This is a genomic window from Dactylosporangium sp. NPDC051087, from assembly GCF_055586325.1.
This window is the reverse complement of sequence record NZ_JBVJIJ010000018.1, coordinates 48,008-67,859: the sequence shown is the minus strand read 5'-3', so window position 1 is coordinate 67,859 and position 19,852 is coordinate 48,008. Positions and strand designations below refer to the sequence as shown.

Sequence of the window (19,852 nt, the reverse complement as noted above, 5' to 3'; positions counted from 1 at the left end):
TTATTTTTTTTTGGTTGTGTTTTTGCCCGGTTTCCCCTTTTGTGTTTCTTTTAGTCTTTCTGGGCATCACCCCTCCCGCTGCCTCTTTTTTTTCCCCCCCCCCCCCCCGACGGGATGGGCTACGCGGCGACCGGCGCGGCGGTCGTGTCGGTCGAGGGCGCGTCCGTGGTGGGCGTGCCGTCGGCGTCGGCGGTCGTGTCGGTGGCCGGGGCTGCCGTCACCGCGTCGGCGCGTTCCGCCGGGGCGGTGACCACCGGCGGCGCCATCAGTGCCGCGACGGTGGCGGACGGGGCCGGGAGGTTGGGCAGGGTCTCGAACATGACCGGCGCGTCGCTGACCCGGGTGACCACCTCGGGCATCTTCTCCATGGCGTTGTTCACCGCGCCGGGGCTACGGCCGAGCTCACGACCGACGGTGCCGGGGGTCACCGCGTGGCCGGGTCCGAGGGTCCGCATGAACGCCTCCACCATGTTGCGCAGCTCGTTCTTCCCGAGCCGCGCCGACCCGTCGCTGTTGATGTCCACCGTGGTACGGCCGGTGTTCGCTGAGCGGAGGGCGGGCGTGCGACGCTGCGGCGTCGGGTTGTACGCGCGGCGGATCGGGCTGGCGTGCCCGCACGCGTGGCACGTGACGTGCGTCGGCGCGTTGGCCGGGTCAACGGCATTGAGGTCGCCGTCCGTCACCCGGAACCACGTCTCGTGCCCGTCGTCGTCGGTCTGGCGCATGGCCGTACCAACGGCCTCCATCGCGATCAGAATGTTGTCGCCGATTCCGGTTGCCAGGCCGCTTTCAGCGATGGCTTCGGCGGCGCTCACGCCGTCCGGGTGTTCGTCGAGCACCCCGGCCATGAGCAGCACGCGGAGGTCTTTCTTACGCGGCGCGGCCGGGGTCGGCGCGTCGGTGGTCGCGTCCGCGTCGGGCGTGGCGGTGTCCCCGGTGGCGTCGGCATCGGTCGTGGCGTCGGTGGGCACGGTGGTCTCCTCGTCGGTGGGGGTGGTCGTGTCGGTGGTGTCGCCGGTGGCGGGGTGCCACAGGTCGGCGGGCTTGCGGTTGCCGTTGGCCGGTCCGTTGGTGCGGGTGGCGGTGCCGTCGGTTTCCATCGCGGTTAGCGCCTTGCTGGCGGTGGAGGCACCGATACCGGCGGCGGTGGCGAGGTCGCGAACGGTGATGCCGTCCGGGTGCTCGGCCAGGACGCGGGCGATCGTGTCGGCGGTGGTGGGGGTGCCGGTGGTCGTTTCGGCGGTGGGCGTGGACATGGTGAATCAACCTCCGTACGGAATGAATGGATGACGGTTTCCGCAATGCGCGTCGCGCATTTGTGTGTTGCGGTCCCGCCGGGCGTTTGTTGTTGCCCACGTCCATGGACACTCCGTACGCGTTGATTGTCAACCCCGTTGTTCATGACTCTTTTCGGGAACCCATTTCGGACGTGCCGAACGCCTCGTTGTCGGGGTGTGTGATGGCGCGGCAGGACCATTGCCGGGGCTGTGCGCCACACTGGCGGGCGTAACGCTGGCAACGGCCAGGCAGGTGTAGGCGCGTTGGTCGGCGTGGCGTACGGCCGTTGTGTGGGCGACCCATCCAACGCCGGAAACGACCCGCGCCCGGCGCGTGGCCGGGCGCGGGTCGGCGCCGAACATCGCGGGAACAGTGGCGAACGTCACTTCATTGACTATCCTTGTGAATGACTATCGCGCCCGCCTCTGCCGTCTCGGGAATATCTATTCAGCTTGGCACGATGCGGCGTATTGCCGCTATCTGAGAAACCCAACCGGATAGTTTGCTGATCTTCACGATGTCGCCGGTTTTCGGTGCTTGCACAATGAGGCCGGACCCGATGAACATGCCGACGTGTCCGGGGTCGGTGCGGGTGCCGCCGCTTCCGGGGATCAGGATGAGGTCGCCGGGTCGCAGGGCGTCGGCGCCGGGTACGGCGGTGCCCGCGTGGACCTGATCGTGGGTGGTGCGCGGGATGGTGATTCCGGCGGCCCGGTACGCCTGCTGCATGAGCGAGGAACAGTCGCACTGCCGCCGGGGAACCCCGGAGTGGGCGGCGGTGCAGTCGCCGCCGTACGTGTACGGGGTGCCCAACTGTTGCAGTGCCCGCCCGATCGCGGTGACGACCGGCGGCGGGGTGCCTGCCGGGAGCGTGAACCCTTGGGGCAGTGATGCCGCTACGTCTGGCGGGAGTCCGTCGCCGCCGTCGCAGACGATGCCGCCGGTGTATGCGGCGACGATGGCGGCGGCACGCGCCTCGTGTTTCGCGTAGGCGTCCGGGTAGGCGCTGCGTTGCACCGCTTGCGCCGCGTCGGTGAGTTCCAGCGTCTCCCACCGGGGCACCCGGTTGAGCCGTTCGTAGAATTTCGTCGCGGCGTAGTCGGGGTTCATGATCTGTTCCGGGGTGCCCCATCCTTGCGACGGGCGTTGCTGGAACAGCCCGAGCGAGTCGTGGTCGTTGCGGTCCCCTAGATGCCCGACGTTGATCAGGTTCGCCTCTTGCATGGAGGTCGCGACCGCGATCACCCACCCGCGCGGCGGCACGTTCAAACGCTGACCTACCGCGACGATCACGGCGGCGTTGCCTGCCTGTTCGGCTGTGAGCCCGGTAGGGGCCGCGCCGGGGGTGGTCATGGTGGCGTGGCATCCGGAGGCGGCACCTCCGCCACCGCCGCCGAACAGTGCCACGACCGCACCCGCCCCGGCGGAGACGATGAGCACGAGTACGGCGACCACCGCGCCGACCGTCCATGCGATCACCCGTCCCATGCCGCACCGTCCCCTGTGGCGGCGGGTAGGTCGGCCAGGGTGAGGCGTGCCGGGTCGCCGGGTCGGTGCCATACGGCCCCGGCGGGGCCGCCGTTGGCGGCGGCGTAGTCATCGGCGGCGGTCGCGACGGTCACCCCGGCGGGCACCCCGGCGCGCGACAGCATGGCATGGAGGTTCGCCTCCCGGGTGGCGGTCGGCAGCCAGAACAGCACCGGGTAGGCGCGGCGCGAACCTAGGGCGGCGTAGCCGGTCAGCTTGTCCGCGACCCGTTGCAACGCCTCGGTGCCGAGGTCCATCTCCAGCCAGAACAGCACCGCCCGCCCGCCGGTGACCCACACTCCGTGCCCGTCCGGGCGGACGAGGTTGTCGGTCGCGGCGCGGCACCGTGCCTCGTTCCACCACCGCGCCAACCGCACCCCGGGCCGGATGCGGGCGTCACCGGTGAGCGCGACGAAAAACCCGTTGGTGGCGAGGAGGTGGTTCAACCTCGGCGACATCGCCAATCGGGCGGTGGTGTCGCGTACGGCGGCCGGGCGGGGCATCGCGTCGCCGCGTCCGGCCGCGACGATGGCCGCGCCGACGGGGCCGAGAGTCCATCTCCATGATTGGGAACCAGGTCGTTGGTACAGCCGGAACCGGTCGAGAATGTCCCGCGACAGCAACGTGTTCAGCCGGTTGCGGGCACGACCGACGGACCCGAAAGCCAGGGTGACGAGTTGCTCGGTGGTGAGCGTCTGATGTTGGTCGAGCAGTTCGAGGAGGAGCCGGTCTCGGGGGGTGACTCTGGCGAGTTCGGCGGCCACGGCGGACGCCGTCAGGCGAGAGCTGCTTGCAGCTTGGATACCGATGGGAGTGATAGTTCTTATCAGTCGGTTCCGGTCCACCAGTCCTCCTCACCGTCGTCCGCCAGCAGGTTTGACGTGTTCATGGGCGAGGGTTCAGGCGAGCGTTCGTGGTCGTTGGATTCCTCGTTGGAACGCTCGTTAGAACCCTCTAGTGAGCCCGCCCCATGAACAGCGAAGGTGTTGCGACCCACCAGCGGACCTTCACCGCTGCCGGCATCGACGTCGGCTTCAGAGCCGACACGGTCAGTGGCCGCGTCGCCGAGCAACTGGCGGCGCTCGCTGATCGACAGTCCGGTGTGTTGCCGGGCGAGGCGCCGCAGCTCGGTGGCTCGGCCTCTGATCGGCTCGGGCGGTGGCATGGTGTCCGCGGTGACTGGTGGAGCGACCCTGCCGCCGGCCACCGGCCGAAGGACTACCTCAAAGCCGCCGAGCCGCATCAGGTCGCCCTGATCCAGGTAAGGCCGCACATGGTGGGACTGGTCGACGGCGTCCTTCGGCGCGAGCGCGAAATACACCTTGTTTCTGGCGTTGGCGTCGATCGCCTCGGCCATGTCCCCGGACAATTGCCCGAGATACTGGTGGGCGAGGACGAACGAGGTGTGCAGGCCGCGGGCCTCGGCGAGAGCGTCGTCGATGCCGATCGGCAGGTGCAGGAAGTTGTGGCACTCGTCCAAGACGATCATGGCGTCGCGGCGGTCGACTTCGGCGATGCGGGCGCGGGCGGCGGTCGCCTGCCACAGCCCCGCGAGGAGCAGCGACCCGATCAGGCGGGTGCCGTCCTCACCGATGATGCCTTTCGGCAGCCGCGCGAGTAGGACGCCGCCGTCGAGGATGTCAGCGAACCGGAACATCGTGGCCGGTACCCCGAACAGGCTGCTGGCGAGTGGGTGGGCGAGGACGAGGCGGAGCCGGGACAGCAGCGGCGCGACGGATGCGGCCCGTTGTCCGGCGGGTTGACTGTCGAAGCCTTCCCAAAACTCGGCGAGGGTGTTGCCCTCCCACAGGCCGAGGCTGTTGATGACCGCCCGGACCCGCCCGGCCCGCCACTTCGGATCGGACAGCAGCCGCGGCAACTGCGCCAGTGTGGAGCCCGGCAGGTGCGCGAGAGTGAGCAGGGCGTGGTAGCAGTTGTCAGCGGTCCGCGGACCCCACCACCGCGCCCACACCTTCGACATGACGGAGGTGACGGCGGCGGCCACGTCGTGCGCCGTCCCGCCGTGGACCTCCGGGTCGAGGAGGTTGATCGCCGGCGGCGCGGTGCGCTCGTCCGGGTCGACGATGACGAGCCGGTCCCCGCAGCCGCGCGGGAGCACGTCGAGGAGGTCGCGGATCAGGTCGCCTTTGGCCGGGTCGAACGCCGCGACGCCACGTCCGGCCTCGACGTCATCGAGGGTCATCCGCAGCAATAGCGACGTCTTGCCGGTGCCGGTCGGGCCGCAGACATGCAGGTGGTGACGGCAGTCTTCGAGGGAGATCCCCACTCGCACCGCTGGGCCGGCGTTGGCGACACCGATCACCTTCCCGCTGAGCCCGCGCCGCTGCGACGGCGGCACGAGGTTGAGGCGCCGCTGCCCGCGGGTGCTCGGCACGGCGGGGCTGGTGGAGCTCCCGGGGGTTCTGATGGCCGTCATCGTGTGCTCCACACGGCCGCCGGGTCTGCCTCACCCGGATCGACGGTCGCCGCGGCTGGGCTGGATGCCGGGCGGTGCTTCGGTTTGCTGCTGACCGCAGGTCCGGCGGTGAACACTTCGCGGCTGGCCGGTCGGCGGCGGGACGCGGCGGCGGGCAAGCCGTACGCGGACGGTTCGGCGGGCAGCCCGGCCAGGGCGGCGGTCTCCTCGACCGAGGCGAGGGTCATCCGCGACGCGGGTACCCATCGCCAGGTTGCGGCGGCGTGGGCTCGGCGGAGCCGGCGGCGGGTGAAGTGCGCCGACAGGAGCCCGAATCCGGAGGTGATGTCGGCGGCGGCGGCCCGCGCCGCCGCGACGGTCGGCCCGGTCGCGGTGGCGTGGGCCGCGACGAGCAGGTGCGGTGCGGCGGCGAGCTTCCCCCGGGCTTGCCGGGCCAGCTCGTTCAGGTACGGGTCCGATCGGCTGGTCTGGCGTTTCCGGCTGCTTGGGCCAGGTATGACCACGTCGAGGGCGCCGATGATCAGCGTGCGGAGCGCGTCAGCGAGCAGCCCGATCGCCCGGGACGCGCCGGTACGGGGTCGGCGGGCATGGTCGGGGTTGATGGTGGCGCGGCGTAGTCCGGCGACCCGGCGGGCGGGGGCGCGGGTGACGTGGACCTGCAGCAGCCCTCCGCCGGTGCGCCCGGCGGCGGCGAGGCCGTCGTAGACGGCCCGGAGCCGGTCCTCCTCCGGTGGGACACCGGCCTCCCACCGCTGCCCCCGCGACGGTGCGGCGTCGTCGACGAGGGGCAGCCACTCCGGCTGGGTCGGCTGCACCGCGACCGCGACGACTGGGACGCCGGGGGCGAAGGCGGGAGCGCTGGCCTGTTCGGCGCGGGCGCCGGGCCAGGCGCGTTGCAGCAGCCGCAGTACGGCGGTCGGGTTCACGCCGGGTGGCAGCCACAGCCCGCAGCGCATGCCCTGTGGGGTGGCGTGGACCTCCCAGATGAGCCGGTGCGGGCGCCACAGCGATCCGCTCGAGGCGGGCAGCGCAGTGGCGAGGAGCCGCCACAGGCCCACGGTCGCGGCGGGGGTTGCGGACACCGGTGGGACGATCTCCAGCCAGCGGGCGCGGGCGGCGTGACGGCGCCACGCCCGCCGCTGCCACCGCCCCCACCCGACCCGGGCCGCGATCAGGAACAGGAGCACGCAGACGAGCTGCGGCCAGGAAACCCGGACGAACCCGGAGACGGTGTCCGGGGCGTTGTCGGCCCAGGTGCCGCACAGCACGCGCCCGAGCACCGAACCCAGGATGCCGTCCTGCCCGGGTTCACAGGTGGCGGGCGGCGGCACTACGGGCGCCGGAGTAGGGACGGTTGGGGACGGTGGGACAAGCTGGGTCATCGCCAGCGGCATGGGAAACTCCATCGGGGTCAGCTGCGGCTCGTCAGCGGCGGCCGACGGCCGGGCCAGTCACGACAAGATCGTGTTCGAGGTCGGAGGCGAGGCTGTGAAAGGCGACCCTGCTGTTGCCGCAGGCCAGGAGCGCGTCTCCGCGTGCCGCGGAGAGCAGGAACGCCCGCTCCCCGTCGGTGAGGCCGAACGCCTCGGTGACCGCGTCGATCGCCTGCGGCGCCTGCCGCAGCAGTACCTGCGTGGCCGCGTTGGACACCACGGCGCGGCCGATCTCGGTGCCGAGCACGTCGGCGGCGTCCTGGGTGACGACGGTCAGCCCGGCCCCGTACTTGCGGGCGGACTTGGCGAGGCGGAACAGGAACTTGGCGCCGAGCCCGGCGCGGAGCATCAGCCACGCTTCATCGACCAGCACCATGCGCCGCACGTCCGGTGAGGTCGTGTTGGCGACCTTGCGCCAGATCGCATCGAGCGTCAGCAGCGTGCCGACCGGCTTCAGCTCGTCGGGCAGATCCTTGATCGCGTACACCACCAGGTGCCCCTCCGGGGCGGTGGTCGTCGGGCCGTCGAACAGCCCCGCGAACGACCCGGCCACATAGGGGTGCAACCTCGCGGCGAGGGTCCGCCCGGCATCGCCGATCTCGGTCAGGGCTTGGGCGACGTCGGCGAGCAGCGGTGCGGGGCGCCGCCAGGTGCGCGGGTCGCTGGTGATGCCCTTCGCCCGGTATGCCGCCAGGACGCCCGCGTCGAGAACCGGCACCTCCAGGGGATCGAGGGCGGCGGCGGTGTTGTCGCCGGCGGTGAGGACCGCGACGAACGTCTGCATGAACAACGTCCGCCGGAACAGCGCATCGGCCCCGTCGGCGGCGGACAGGTCGAGGGGATTGATGCGCACGCCGGGGGCGCCGGGCCGGATGATGGTCCCGCCGACCGCTTCAGCGAGCCGGATGTACTCGTCCTCGGGGTCGATGACGAACGCCTCCACCCCGAGGTACAGGTTGCGGAGCAGGTCGAGTTTGGCCAGGTAGGACTTGCCTTCACCGGAGCGGGCGAGGATGACGGCGTTGAAGTTCGACTGTGCCCACCGGTCCCACACGACGACCCCGGCCGAGGCCAGGTTGAGCCCGTACAGCACGCCCATACCGGTGTCCCCGGCTGTGATCGGCAGATCCGGGCTGGTGAACGGGAACGATGCGGCGAGGGCGTCGGTGTCGAAGACCCGGCGCATCCCGAGCGCGTCGAAGGCCAGGGGCAGGCTGGTGATCCAGCCCTGCAACTGCCGCCACGTCACCGGGGCAGCGTCGAGCAGCAGCGACAACGCCAGACCGCGGACCTCGGCCACCCGATCGGCGAGGTCCTCCGGACCGGAGCCGTGCACGGTCAGGTACAGGCCGAGCCGGAACAGCCGGGCCTCGCCCCGAGCGACGCGCGCAGCGAGGTCAGCGGCGTCCGCCGCAGCGGCGTCGAGCTCCGGGTCGTCGAGGCGGCCCTTGCCGGCGTCAGACCGGCGCGACGATTCGAGTCGGCCACGCTGCTTGCGCAGCCGGTCGGACGCCACGACCGGCGGGACCGGTTCGATGTGCAAGGAGACGTCGACGCGGCCCGGGTAGGACAGGATCGGCTCCAGCCACCCGGCGCCGACCTCGGCCGGGTAGCCGACCACGGCCAGGGTCGCGGAGTGGTCATCGCCGACGCGGACCGACCGGCCGCCGACCTCGACGGCGTCTGGTCTGCCCGGCAGCACGCTGGGGCTCCCGGCCGTCGCAGTCGCGGAGCGGCGGCTATGAAAGCGGGCGAACAGGTTCATGCGAGGTCACCGTCTTCCAGATCGGCCGGCGGCTCGGCCGCCGGGTCTGCGATGTCGGCCGCCCACCCAGCGATCGGGGCGGCCGGGTCGAGGCAGGCGGCGAGCGCCGCCTGCGCGTCGTAGCCGTCCAGGACCGTCGCGGCGACCTCACACCCGGCCAGGGCCCGCACCGCCTCCCACGCCTGATGGGCGGTGTGGGTCGGGCCGCGCCGTCCCCGCACCGCGACGGTCACCTTCCGGTGCAGCAGCTCGCGTTGGCTGGCGAGGTCATCGAGGAACGCGACGTGCGAGCGGGCCGCGTCCTCAAGGGCCGGATGTGGCAGCGCCGGGGCGCGGCGCTCGATCCGGTTGGCGACGTGGGTCAGGTCGACGCGCTGCGCCCGCACGAGGATCTGCGTCGGTCCGGCGACGCTGTTCAACCAGCGGGCGAACCCGGCCACGAGGCCGTTCTGCTCGCCGGGTGAACGAAGCCCGAACGCCACCGTGGACGCCGACACGAGCGCGGTCGTGCCGTCCAGGCCGAGGTCGATCAGCCCGCCGCCGGTGATGCCCTTCGCAGGCAGCCGCAGCGGCGCCGGGAGCGGCAGCTTGTCACCGCTCCCGGCGGTCGTCATCACCCAGGGCGGGGCGGCGCGGATCGGCTCGGCGGCTGGGACCAGGCGGTGCGGAGCGCGGCGGTGCCGGATCGCGGCGAGGAGCCACCCGTCGAGGCTGACCCCGTCGCGGCGGCTGACCGCGAGGAAGAACGCCGCCCCCGCGACGGGGATCGACCCGGCGATGAAGTACAGCGGGTTGACCACCGTGGCGAGGGCGGTCCACACCGCGTAGAGGATCAGCGCGGTGACGGACAGGATGACGACCTGGCGCAGGGTCAGACCGAACACGATGCGGTCAGCCCGTTCCACGTCTGCGGGGACTCGTGCCCGCAGCGGCTCATCAGGGGTACGACGATGCAACGGTGCTCACTCCCCTCGGGGACGTACCGGTCACCGGAACCGACCCGAGGGCCGGGACGGGACGGGGCGCAGGGGAAGGGACGGCCGGACGGTCCGGCGGGGACGGGCGGGGCGCCGGGGTCATGCCCGGGTGGCACCGGTCGGCCGGGGCGCCCGTGGGGGCGTCGCCGGGGCTCGCTTCGCCGCTGTCGGACGCGGCCGAGGCGGTGTCGCCGGAGCCGCGGAGAACGCCGGCGTGACCGGCCCCGGAGGCCGCTTCGACGCGGCCTGCGCCTTCGGCGCCGCCGAGAACGCCACCGCCGGCGCCCTGGTGGAGGACGGTGCAGAGCCGGTCACCGCGGTGCTCGACGCCGACGCCGAGGTGCTCGACGCGTGACTGAACGGCGTCACTCTCGGCGGCGGCGCGGCCGACGATGCCGTGCCCGGTGGCGTACCGGGTGCCGCCGAGAACACGGCGGACGGGGCCGCGCCCGCCGGTGAGGGGCTCGGCGTGGCGGGCTGCGCGGCGTTGCTGAACGCCGGGGCAGCCGTCGTCCCGGCGGGCTGCGCCAAGGGCGTATGTGTCACCGGGGCGCTGCTGAATGCAGCCGGTCCGGCGGGCGCCGGGGACGGCCGGGACGGGGGCGGGCGGGACGGCCGGGGCGGGCGAGGCGGTCCGGGACGAGGCGCCCGCCCGGGACCGGGACGGCCGGGACGGGGACGGCCGGGACGGGGATGGGGCGCCGCCCCGGGCCCGCGCCGGGCGGCCGTCCCCGCGAGGCCGCCTGCCGCCTTCGCCCCGCCCAGGATGCCGGCTGCCGCCCCGAGGGTCTTGATGGTCAGGACGGTGGTGATGAGCTGGCCGAGCAGACCTTTGCCCTTGGACTGGCCGAGCGGTCCGAGGATGAACATCTTCATCCAGCCCGGCAGCTTGATTTGGACCCAGAGCATCGTGAGGCAGACCAGGATGCCGACGAGTCCGTCTTCGCCGACCGGCAGGCCGAGGATGGCGCCGCTGGAGGGGGTGAGGAACACCCGGATCGTGGCCAGCATGATGACGGCCTGGGCGAGCTGCATGCCGAGGCACGCGCCGAACGCGCGCCACCACGTGTAGGCGAGGCCCTCGGTCTGTGGCGTGCTGTGGCAGATCAGCGCGAGCGGTGCCACGCCGACCAGCAGGATCAGGCAAGCCACTCGCAGGATGAAGGTCAGCACGACGACGATCGCCATCGCCAGCACGGCGAGGACCATCAACAGGAGCAGGAAGCCGTGGCCCATGACCGCGCCGGTGAGCGCCTGGGTGATCGCGCTCGCTGCGGCGTGGCCGTCGATGCCTTGACCGGCGATTGCGGCGGTCAGGGCGTTGACGGTTTTGAGGATCTCGCGGATCAGGACGAGCGACATGTTCGCGCCGACCCCGCCGATGATCAGGCGCGGCAGGATCTCTTTGAGGCCGTGCCGGGTCTGCAGGGTTTCCCGTGACGTGACGATGAACCCGCCGAAGACCACGAACAACACGAAGACGGCGTTCGCGATCACGATGCACGTGGTCCAGATTGCCTTGACCTGTGGGTTGTTCGTCAGGTCCGGGGTCGCCAGGACGGTTGTGCCGAGCGTGTTCATGATCGGGTTGAGGCTGGCCTCGATCATCCAGGCGAAGAAGTCGTTGATCGCCTTGCGGATCTGGCCGGGGATGTCGTACCAGGACGGATCGTCATCAGTCGACGTGCCGGGCGGAGTGGTCGGTCCGGTGCCGGGCGTCGGGTTCGGCTGGGGGTTGGTCGTCGGGTTCTGGCCAGGCATGACCACGGTCCCGCTCGGGCTCGGACGGCTGCCCGGATCCGGGGTGCCGGGCGATGGCGAGGTGGTCTGCCCAGGTCCGGGCATCGGTGATGGGTCGGCCGTCGCCGGGGCGGTCAACGCCAGCGCGATGCCCGCGACCAGGCCGGCGCCGAGCAGCAGCGCGAGGACCAACCGGGCGAGGCGACCAAGGCCCCGCCCGGCGTGCGTTTGGGTGCGGGTCATGGCTAGGCCACCCACTGCCCGACGATGGTGACGAACAGCGGCGCCAGCAGCGCGAGGGCGTAGCCGAGCGCGGCGGACTTCATGGCGAGCTTGCCCTTTTCGGTCTCGCCCGGGTCGCCGTTGGCGGCCAGATATCGCAGGCCGCCGATGGTGAGGAACAGCGTGGCGACGGCCACGAGGATCCCGACGAGCCAGACCCGGATGTTGTTGACGACCGCCTGGATCGAGTCGGCCGCGAGGGGTACCGGCGCTCCCGCGTCGGCGGCGGCGACGGCGGTGTCGCCGAGGACCGTCGCGAAGGCCAGCGCACCGGCCAGGACGATGCCGATCGGGACGAGGCGGGTGGCCTGGTAGAGCACCCAGTTCGAGGGGTGCATCCGTGGCCGGCGTACTCGCCGGGAGGGCTTGCGCCGCAGCGGGCGCACTCGGTTGGGCTTGGCGTTCATGGGATTGGGCACCTCCGGGCGCGGGCCGCGACCGGCCCCGGGCATGGCGGGGCTCGTCGGCGGCGCGTGGGTGGCAAAGGCGGGAGTCGATGGTCCGCATGTGGTGGCCTGGCATCCGACCGGCGCGGGGGCCGTCCTCCTCACAGAGGGGCAGGTGGGCCGGGCAAAACGGGGTGTCAGCGCCGTCAGCGGGGGCCGGTCGGAGGTCACCTACGCGGGAAGTCCCGCACTAAGGGAATACAAATCCGAGGGCTGTTTTGGAGAAGCGCAGCTCAGCGGCCCTGCTTCAGGGCCGGCGGCCGGGTGTCATCTCGGGTGCGGTGCGCAGAGTGGCCTCGGCGACGACGTCGGCGGTGGGGTCGCTGAGGGCGCCGGACCGGATCGCGTCGACGAGCCGCTCAACGGCGGCGGTGCGACGCTTGTAGACACCCCAGCGGGGCAGGCCGGTCCGCTCGGCGTAATCGGCGACGCTAGTGTCCTCCAGGTAGGTGCCGCCTATCAGGTCGGCCTCCGCGACGGTGAGCACACCAAGGCGGACCGCGCGGGCGAGGACAAGGTCGGGGTGCCCGTACGGGGCGGGCGGCAGCGCCGAGCCGGGCGCGAAGTTCGCCTCCCCGGAGGCGGCCGGTTCCTGGTCACGCAGTGCGGCGCGGGCGCCGGAGAACGCGGCGTTGAGCAGGGCGTTCACGATGCCCGGCTGATCGATGTCGACCTTGTTCAACGCCCGCAGGAATGCTTCGACCAGCGCGGCGTGCAGATCCCCAGAGGACAGCTTCGACAGCAGGTGCGCCCGGTGCCGCAGACCCGGCAGCGCAACGCCGACCGCGCCGACGACCCACCGGTCGGCGCCGGTGCGGGCCTGCGTGACGAGGAACCTCCAGGCGGCGTCCTGGGCCGCGGCACCGCAGGAGGGGTGCATGAGGATCGCCGATAGCTCCGGCAGGACGATCCGGCGGCGCGGCAGGCCGTGGCCGAGCTGTCGGCCGTCGACCGCCTGCGGCTGCGGGCCTTCCGCCGCGAGCCGGAACCGGTAGTCGATCGCGTCCAACAGCGCGGCGCCGGGCCGGGCGCCAGGGTGCTCGGCGAGGTGGCCAGCGGCCGGGCGAGTGTTCGTAGACATGGAAGTACTCCCTGATAGTGAGGGCTGACGCTGAACCGGCGAAACGGCCGTTCGGCGGTGCAGCACCCACGCCACCAGGGCGTTTGAACACATCGTGAACACTGATGATCTTGTTCAGGTTTGACCCCAGCGTGCCCCCCGAGTCCACGGAGACGGATCTCGAGCAGGACAACCCGGCGATGCGGAGCCGACGTGCACGGCCTGTGCAATGTCGTGGCTGCCTGTTCAATCGCACCGCCACCGGACACCCGTACGCCTCGACGCACACCGGAAACCCACCCGGAGGCAGACACGAACAACGGACCCGCGTCGAATGGCGCGGGTCGGGTGTGTTCATGACAGACGGCGGCAAGCCCTCCAGTTGATGATCTTGTTCATGTCGGTGCGTCCGTCAGGTCGGCCGCGTGAAGACGAAGACCGATCTTGTTCATGGACGGCGTCGGTTGGTCCCCGGAAGGCGGCCGGCGCCGCCAGGCCACGCGCGGCCGGAGAATTGTCTTCGTCAACGTGCCTTCCGGCACCGCAGCCGTGGTGTTCAACGCCTGATCTGCGTGTTCAACCAAGATCGATCTTGGTTGAACACAGCGCCGGGGGCGGCTCAGGAGCCGGTGAGTCTGCCGGGTTGGCTCCAAAACGAGGCCCGGATTTGTATTCCCTTAGTGTCAGCGCTTGTCAGCGGACGTGGCCACACCACCCATGCCGCAGACGCCACACCACACTCCCGATCCCGGCTCCGAACGCCCGCGCGTCGGGCTGCTCCTCGTCCCGGCCCACCAGCGACGCGCGCCGCTGGCGAGCGCCGAATCCTGGTACGGGCTCGACCCGCATCGCCTCGCCTGGCTGATCCGGCACTACACCCGTGCTGGTGACGTCGTCCTGGACCTCGACGCGCACCCGACCGTTACCCGCGCCGCCCGGTACCTGCACCGCCACCCGGCCATCCTCGTCAACGTCGGCGGCGCCAGCCGCGTCCGGCTCACCGACATCCGTTCCAGGCCCGCCCGTATCCGGAGGCTCACCGACGCTGGCGTCTCGTTGCTGCTGGCCGGGCTGCCGAGGCCCGGCGGTGACGGCCTCGGCCTGCGGGCGCTGACCGAAGCCATGGAGCAGTGGCGGCGGCTGCTGCGGCCGGGCGGGTTCGTGCTCACGGTGCTGCCCGCCCGGACCCCAGAGCCGGGCCGGATCTCCCGGCGCAGCGCCGTCATCACCGCTGCCCGGGTCGCCGGGCTGCGCTACCACCAGCACCTCCCGGTGCTGCTGGTCCCGCTCCCGGACACCGAGCCGCGCACCGACCCGGCCACCGCCGCCAGCACCCGGCCCGCGCTGCTGCACGGCAGGCACGCCCCCATCCATCTCGACGTCCTCGCGTTCAGCACGACCAGCACCGATCGGGAGGCCGCAGATGCGTGAACCCATCCCGTCCACCGACGCGTTCGCGCTCGGCGTCGACCCGGCAGGCGGCGCAGGCCCGGACGTCGCCCGGCTGTTCGAGCTCATCGCCGACGGGGTCCAGGGCTCGGTCCTGCTGACCGGGCAGACCCTCTCCCGGGACATGCGCCGCGGCCGGTACACGCCCGCCTCGATGGAACACCCCGGCAAGATGCTGCCCACCATCCCCCGCTACCTCATCGCCACCTACACCGAACGGGGCGACCGGGTCGCGGACCCGATGGCCGGGATCGGCACGACCATCGTCGAGGCGATGCACCTTGGCCGGCACGGCATCGGCGTGGAGTACGAGGCCCGGTGGGCCCGGCACGCCGCCGACAACATCCGGCTCGCCGCCAGCCAGGGCGCGGCCGGGACCGGTGAGATCTACACCGGCGACGCCCGCCGCCTGCCAGCGCTGCTCCCGTCCGAGGTACACGGCCGGATCTCGCTGGTCATCACCTCGCCGCCGTACGGGCCGTCCACCCACGGCCACGCCCGCACCCCGGGCGCACGCCGGGGCAAGGTCCGGAAGATCCATCACCGGTACGGCACCGACGCCGGGAACCTCGCCTACACCGACCATGCCGAACTTGCCGAAGGGTTCACGCAGATCCTCACCGGCTGCGCAGCCGCGCTACGGCCCGGAGGCTACGTCGCGGTCACCGCCCGCCCGTACCGGCGGCGCGGTGAACTCGTCGACATCCCCGGCATGGTCGCCGCCGCCGGGCTCGCCGCAGGGCTGACCCTGGTCGAGGAACTCGTCGCGCTCATCGCCGGGGTCCGCGACGGAGTCCTGGTACCGCGGGCCTCGTTCTTCCAGCAGAAGAACGTGCGTGAGGCGGTCGCCGCCGGTGACCCGCAGTGGCTGATCCAGCACGAGGATTTGTTGGTGTTCCAGTCGAGCGCGGCCTCGGCGAACCCTCTCGATTGCAGGCTTGACCCCTCCGCCACTGCCCGCATGGATCGATGTCCGCTACCAGCGCGACCGGGGGACGAAACGTCCCAGGTCAGCGCCACCCGTCCCCGGCCCATGTTGGACCGGGATTCCGGAAGGACATCCGAACCATGCCCACCCATCGCCCACCGTCCGCCGGGGGGCGCACCGCCGGACACCGTCCCGCGCGGCTGCCCCGACAGTGGCGGTCCGCCGCGCCCGCACGCCGGTGCAGCCGCACCTGGCCAGCGATGAACGGCCCCGCTGCCGCCGAATGGCGGCCCGACCCACTACTGACCATCGACGACGTCGCGGCGTGGCTGGGTAAGCCCAAAAACACGCTCTACGCCTGGCACAGCAGGGGCAAAGGCCCACGCGCGATCCGCGTCGGCAACACCCTGCGATACCGCCGCACCGAGGTCGAGCGCTGGCTCGACGCCAACACCGACCAGGACCGGTGAGCCATGGCGCGACCTCCGCTGCCCATCGGTACCTGGGGCACCATCCGTACCGAAACGCTTGGCCCGAACCGCTTCCGTGCCCGGACACGGTTCCGTGACTACGACGGCAAGACCCGCGACGTCGAGGCCACCGGAAAGACCGGGCCGGCCGCCGTTCGCGCCCTGAAGGAGAAACTCCGCGACCGGGTCACGCCGAACGAGGACGAGATCACCAGAGAGACCTACGTCAACCGGCTTGCAGAACTATGGATCGAGGAGATCACCGCTGAAGAACGGCTAGCGCCGCAAACGATTGACAGATACGAGACCAGCCTGCACGCGAGGATCGAGCCCGCCTTGGGAAGCCTCCGCATCCGGGAGTGCAGCGTCGGGCGACTCGACAAGTTCCTGCGCGGGGTCGCCGAGGAACACCCATCGGCGGCGAAGGGAGCGAAGGTCGTGCTCGGCCAGATGTTCGCTCTCGCGGTGCGTCGCGGCGCACTCACGGCGAACCCCGTACGGGACACCAGCCGACTTCGCAAACCTCGCCAGACGGTGGCAGCGCTCGAACCAGAGCAGCTGGAGGATGTCCGGTCGGCGATCCGCAAATGGCAGGAGCCAACTCCCGGGAAGTCAGGGCCTCGGCCGACCGGCGATCTGGCCGACATCGTCGACCTTCTCTACGCGACCGGCGCACGGATCGGCGAGGTCCTGGCGTTGCGATGGCAAGACGTGGATCTGGCCGCCAATCAGCCGACACTGACCATCTGCGGCACCATCGTCTACGTCAAAGGCAAAGGGTTCTTCCGGCAGGAGTGGACCAAGACCGACGCCGGTTACCGGACGATCGTGCTGCCTCGATTCGCGGTCGGCATGTTGCTGGCACGCAAGATGACCGCAGCCGACACACCACTCGACGCGATCTTCGCCTCGCGGCGGGGCACCTGGCTGTCACCCAACAACGTGCGCCGTCAATGGCGCCAAGCCCGCGCTGACACCAACTTCGAATGGGTGACACCACACACGGCCCGAAAGACCGTGGCCAGCCTCATCGACAAGGAATCCAGCGCCAAGGACGCCGCCGGCCAGCTCGGCCATGAAGACGAGACCGTCACCAAGAAGCACTACATCGTCAAACCGGCCCTCGCCCCGGACAGCTCCCACATCCTCGAGAAACTCGGACCCCATCAGGTAGGCAGCGATTCGACGCCGCCGCAAGCTGCCTAGCCTGGCGCCGCCGCACCGTCACCGGCGAACCTGATCGCATCAGGGCGTTTGTGGGGGGGTTTTCGGGGGACAGCTCAAAACCCCATCGATAAACATAAGGTCCTGACCGGCATCTCTGCTGGTCAGGACCTTATTTATGTCGGGACGGCGGGATTCGAACCCACGACCCCTTGACCCCCAGTCAAGTGCGCTACCAAGCTGCGCTACGTCCCGTGCAACCGGACCTCGTCCGGAGCAGCCGCTACAGACTAGCGCATCCCCTCACCACACCGCGCAGGAGTATCCCCTGTCTCAACTAGGGTGGGCGGGATGAGGCTTGATCTTGTGACGGTCGTGGTGGAGGAGTACGGGCCGGCGATCGGGTTCTTCACCGAGGCGCTGGGGTTTGAGCTGGTCGAGGATGTGCCGGCGACCACGAACGACGGGGCGCCGAAGCGGTGGGTCGTGGTGCGGCCGCCGGGTGGGGGCACCGGGCTGTTGCTGGCGAAGGCGGACGGCCAGCGGCAGCTGGAGGCCGTCGGGGACCAGGTCAAGGGCAGGGTCGGCTTCTTCCTGAAGGTGGACGACTTCGCGGCGGCGGTACGGCGGATGGAAGCCCACGGTGTCGAGTTCGTCGGGGTGCCGAGGTCCGAGCCGTACGGCCAGGTCGTCGTCTTCGTCGACGTCGCCGGCAACAAGTGGGATCTGCTGGGGCCGCCGGTGGAGGGGCAGTGACCTGCCGCACACAACCGTCCGGCAACGGGTCTGCCGCTGTGGTGCAGCAGGAGGGCGTGAACCTGGGGGTCTCGACCAGGTAGCCAGGAGGTACCCGCATGGACTCGGCCGTCGCGTCTGAAGCGCAGAAGGCCCGGATTCTCGTCGTCGACGACGACCCGGATCTGCGGGGCATGGTGGCGTACAAACTGGTGAGGGCGGGCTTCGAGGTCATCGAGACGGACAACGGGCTGGCGGCGGTCGACGCGGCCGTCGCCTGCCTGCCGAATCTGGTGATCCTCGACATCATGATGCCGGGGCAGGACGGGCTGAGCGCCTGCGAGCAGCTGCGCAACGACCCGGAGACCGCGCAGATCCCGGTGATGCTGCTGTCCGCGCTGTCGCAGCCGGACGTGATCCGCAGCGGGGTGATGGCGGGCGCGGTGCATCACATGGTCAAGCCGTTCAGTCCGGACGCGCTGCTGCGCAGTGTCCAGTCGCTGCTGCGGGTGCACCCGACGCCGGTCGATCCGAACACCGGTCATGACCTCGGCCGCAGCTACCGGTGGTAGCGAGCGGCCGGTATGACGGGAAGCGACGGCAGCAGCACAGGTGCGCGACCGGTGCGCGGCTCATGCGGGCGGCGCACCGGTCGATCTCCCGGGCATGGGACTGACAGTGTTCGCAGTGCTCGTCGTCGCCGCCGTGGCGGCCGAAGCCCTGCTGCCGCACAAGAACCGCGAACCGGCAGAAGCCCAGGCGCGGGAGGCGAGCGTTACTTCTTCCCCCGGGGGCTGTTCTTCTTGCGGGGCTTCACGCTGATGTGGATCGGCGTGCCGAGGAAGTCGAACTCCTCGCGGAGCTTCCGCTCGACGAACCGCACGTAGCCGGGGTCGAGGGCGCCCGTGGTGAAGAGCACGAACTTCGGCGGCGAGACCCCGGCCTGGGTGGCGAACAGCACGCGCGGGGCGCGCCCGCCGCGGACCGGGTGCGGGGTCTGCTGCACCAGCGCGGTCAGCCACTGGTTGAGCTGACCCGTCGGGACGCGCCGCTCCCAGTTCTCCAGGGCGGTGTTGAGCGCGGGGGCGAGCTTGTCGACGGCGCGGCCGGTGAGCGCGGACACGTTGACCTTGATCGCCCACGGGATCCGGCGCAGCTCCCGCTCGATCTCCTTGCCGAGCTGGTGGCGGCGGTCCTCGTCGACGAGGTCCCACTTGTTGAAGGCGACGACGAGCGCCCGGCCGGACTCGATGACCATCGTGAGGATGCGCTGGTCCTGCTCGGAGATGACCTCGCTGGCGTCGAGCAGCACGATCGCGACCTCTGATGCCTCGATCGCCGCGTTGGTACGAAGTGAGGCGTAGTACTCGGTGCCGCTGGCGTGCGAGACGCGCTTGCGCAGGCCTGCGGTGTCCACGAGGTGCCAGGTCTCGCCGCCGAAGACGACGAGGCTGTCGACCGGGTCGACGGTGGTGCCGGCGACGGAGTCGACGACCGCCCGCTCCTCCTTGGCCAGCTTGTTGAGCAGGCTGGACTTGCCGACGTTGGGCCGGCCGACGAGCGCGATGCGGCGCGGGCCGGCCTCGCGCGGGACGGCGGGCTTGGCGAGTGGCAGCGCCTCGAGGATCTTGTCGAGCAGGTCGCCGGAGCCGCGGCCGTGCAGGGCCGAGACGGGGAACGGCTCGCCGAGGCCGAGGCCCCAGAGGCTGGAGATCTCGCCTTCGATGCGGGCGTTGTCGACCTTGTTGGCGACCAGGATCACGGGCCGGCCGCTGCGGCGCAGCATTTTGACCGCGGCCTCGTCGTCGGCGGTCGGCGGGATGGTGGCGTCGACCACGAACAGGACCACGTCGGCGGTCTGCGTGGCGATCTCGGCCTGGGTGGCGATGGCCTTGGCCCGCTCCTTGGCGTCGGGCAGCCAGCCGCCGGTGTCCACGACGGTGAAGTGCCGCCCGGTCCACTCGGCGTCGTAGGCGACCCGGTCGCGGGTGACGCCGGCGACGTCCTCGACGACCGCCTGCCGGCGGCCCAGGATCCGGTTGACCAGGGTCGACTTGCCGACGTTGGGTCGGCCGACGACGGCGACGATCGGCACACTCAGCTCGACGTCATCGACAACGTCGACGTCGACCTCGGCACCTGTGGATGCCTCAGCGCTCAC

The 19,852-nt window shown here is 71.1% G+C and carries 17 protein-coding genes and 1 tRNA gene; 6 read left to right on the top strand and 12 right to left on the bottom strand.

Going from position 1 to position 19,852, the window contains the following annotated elements:
* Positions 1 to 119: 119 nt before the first annotated feature.
* The 10 genes from ACZ6TV_RS31395 to ACZ6TV_RS31350 all read right to left on the bottom strand — a co-directional run bounded on the left by ACZ6TV_RS31395 (position 120) and on the right by ACZ6TV_RS31350 (position 12,966).
* Positions 120 to 1,256, bottom strand: a complete 1,137-nt coding sequence (locus ACZ6TV_RS31395) for a MarR family transcriptional regulator (RefSeq protein ID WP_465300905.1) — start codon at positions 1,254 to 1,256, stop codon at positions 120 to 122.
* Positions 1,257 to 1,725: 469 nt separating this feature from the next.
* Positions 1,726 to 2,766: a C40 family peptidase gene (locus tag ACZ6TV_RS31390; RefSeq protein ID WP_465300904.1), complete on the bottom strand. Its 1,041-nt coding sequence runs from the start codon at positions 2,764 to 2,766 to the stop codon at positions 1,726 to 1,728.
* Positions 2,754 to 3,569, bottom strand: a complete 816-nt coding sequence (locus tag ACZ6TV_RS31385) for a replication-relaxation family protein (RefSeq protein ID WP_465301099.1) — start codon at positions 3,567 to 3,569, stop codon at positions 2,754 to 2,756. Before ACZ6TV_RS31385 ends, ACZ6TV_RS31390 begins: the two co-directional genes overlap by 13 nt.
* Before the next feature lie 62 nt (positions 3,570 to 3,631).
* Positions 3,632 to 5,242, bottom strand: coding sequence for a type IV secretory system conjugative DNA transfer family protein (locus tag ACZ6TV_RS31380; protein WP_465300903.1), 1,611 nt, complete (start codon positions 5,240 to 5,242; stop codon positions 3,632 to 3,634).
* Positions 5,239 to 6,522 (bottom strand): hypothetical protein, encoded by a 1,284-nt coding sequence (locus tag ACZ6TV_RS31375; RefSeq protein ID WP_465300902.1) that lies wholly within the window; start codon positions 6,520 to 6,522, stop codon positions 5,239 to 5,241. Before ACZ6TV_RS31375 ends, ACZ6TV_RS31380 begins: the two co-directional genes overlap by 4 nt.
* A 145-nt stretch (positions 6,523 to 6,667) precedes the next feature.
* A complete protein-coding gene (locus ACZ6TV_RS31370; protein ID WP_465300901.1) occupies positions 6,668 to 8,440 on the bottom strand; it encodes a VirB4 family type IV secretion system protein in 1,773 nt (590 codons plus the stop codon).
* Positions 8,437 to 9,396 (bottom strand): PrgI family protein, encoded by a 960-nt coding sequence (locus ACZ6TV_RS31365; protein ID WP_465300900.1) that lies wholly within the window; start codon positions 9,394 to 9,396, stop codon positions 8,437 to 8,439. Before ACZ6TV_RS31365 ends, ACZ6TV_RS31370 begins: the two co-directional genes overlap by 4 nt.
* Positions 9,397 to 9,516: 120 nt before the next feature.
* Positions 9,517 to 11,400 (bottom strand): hypothetical protein, encoded by a 1,884-nt coding sequence (locus ACZ6TV_RS31360; RefSeq protein WP_465300899.1) that lies wholly within the window; start codon positions 11,398 to 11,400, stop codon positions 9,517 to 9,519.
* Between the two features lie 2 nt (positions 11,401 to 11,402).
* Entirely contained in the window at positions 11,403 to 11,777 is a 375-nt protein-coding gene (locus ACZ6TV_RS31355) for a pilin (protein WP_465300898.1), read from the bottom strand.
* 355 nt (positions 11,778 to 12,132) lie between these two features.
* Entirely contained in the window at positions 12,133 to 12,966 is an 834-nt protein-coding gene (locus tag ACZ6TV_RS31350) for a hypothetical protein (RefSeq protein WP_465300897.1), read from the bottom strand.
* Between the two features lie 669 nt (positions 12,967 to 13,635).
* Here ACZ6TV_RS31350 and ACZ6TV_RS31345 point away from each other — a divergent pair.
* The 4 genes from ACZ6TV_RS31345 to ACZ6TV_RS31330 are packed head-to-tail and all read left to right on the top strand — an operon-like array spanning position 13,636 to position 16,998.
* Positions 13,636 to 14,376 (top strand): hypothetical protein, encoded by a 741-nt coding sequence (locus ACZ6TV_RS31345; protein WP_465300896.1) that lies wholly within the window; start codon positions 13,636 to 13,638, stop codon positions 14,374 to 14,376.
* Positions 14,369 to 15,586: a TRM11 family SAM-dependent methyltransferase gene (locus tag ACZ6TV_RS31340; protein WP_465300895.1), complete on the top strand. Its 1,218-nt coding sequence runs from the start codon at positions 14,369 to 14,371 to the stop codon at positions 15,584 to 15,586. Before ACZ6TV_RS31345 ends, ACZ6TV_RS31340 begins: the two co-directional genes overlap by 8 nt.
* The gene (locus ACZ6TV_RS31335; protein ID WP_465300894.1) at positions 15,583 to 15,792 is read left to right on the top strand and encodes a helix-turn-helix transcriptional regulator; all 210 of its coding nucleotides are present in this window, start codon (positions 15,583 to 15,585) and stop codon (positions 15,790 to 15,792) included. Before ACZ6TV_RS31340 ends, ACZ6TV_RS31335 begins: the two co-directional genes overlap by 4 nt.
* 3 nt (positions 15,793 to 15,795) lie before the next feature.
* Positions 15,796 to 16,998: a tyrosine-type recombinase/integrase gene (locus ACZ6TV_RS31330; protein WP_465300893.1), complete on the top strand. Its 1,203-nt coding sequence runs from the start codon at positions 15,796 to 15,798 to the stop codon at positions 16,996 to 16,998.
* Between the two features lie 139 nt (positions 16,999 to 17,137).
* Here ACZ6TV_RS31330 and ACZ6TV_RS31325 read toward each other — a convergent pair.
* A tRNA-Pro gene (locus tag ACZ6TV_RS31325) sits at positions 17,138 to 17,211 on the bottom strand.
* A gap of 96 nt (positions 17,212 to 17,307) precedes the next feature.
* Here ACZ6TV_RS31325 and ACZ6TV_RS31320 point away from each other — a divergent pair.
* Together ACZ6TV_RS31320 and ACZ6TV_RS31315 are read left to right on the top strand one after the other, a co-directional pair.
* Complete coding sequence (locus tag ACZ6TV_RS31320) at positions 17,308 to 17,712, top strand: VOC family protein (protein ID WP_465300892.1); 405 nt, start codon at positions 17,308 to 17,310, stop codon at positions 17,710 to 17,712.
* 98 nt (positions 17,713 to 17,810) lie between these two features.
* On the top strand, positions 17,811 to 18,263 hold the full coding sequence (locus ACZ6TV_RS31315) for a response regulator transcription factor (RefSeq protein ID WP_465300891.1): 453 nt from the start codon (positions 17,811 to 17,813) through the stop codon (positions 18,261 to 18,263).
* A gap of 203 nt (positions 18,264 to 18,466) precedes the next feature.
* On the opposite strand, the gene der is transcribed toward ACZ6TV_RS31315, so the two are convergent.
* Positions 18,467 to 19,852, bottom strand: coding sequence for a ribosome biogenesis GTPase Der (der, locus tag ACZ6TV_RS31310; RefSeq protein ID WP_465300890.1), 1,386 nt, complete (start codon positions 19,850 to 19,852; stop codon positions 18,467 to 18,469).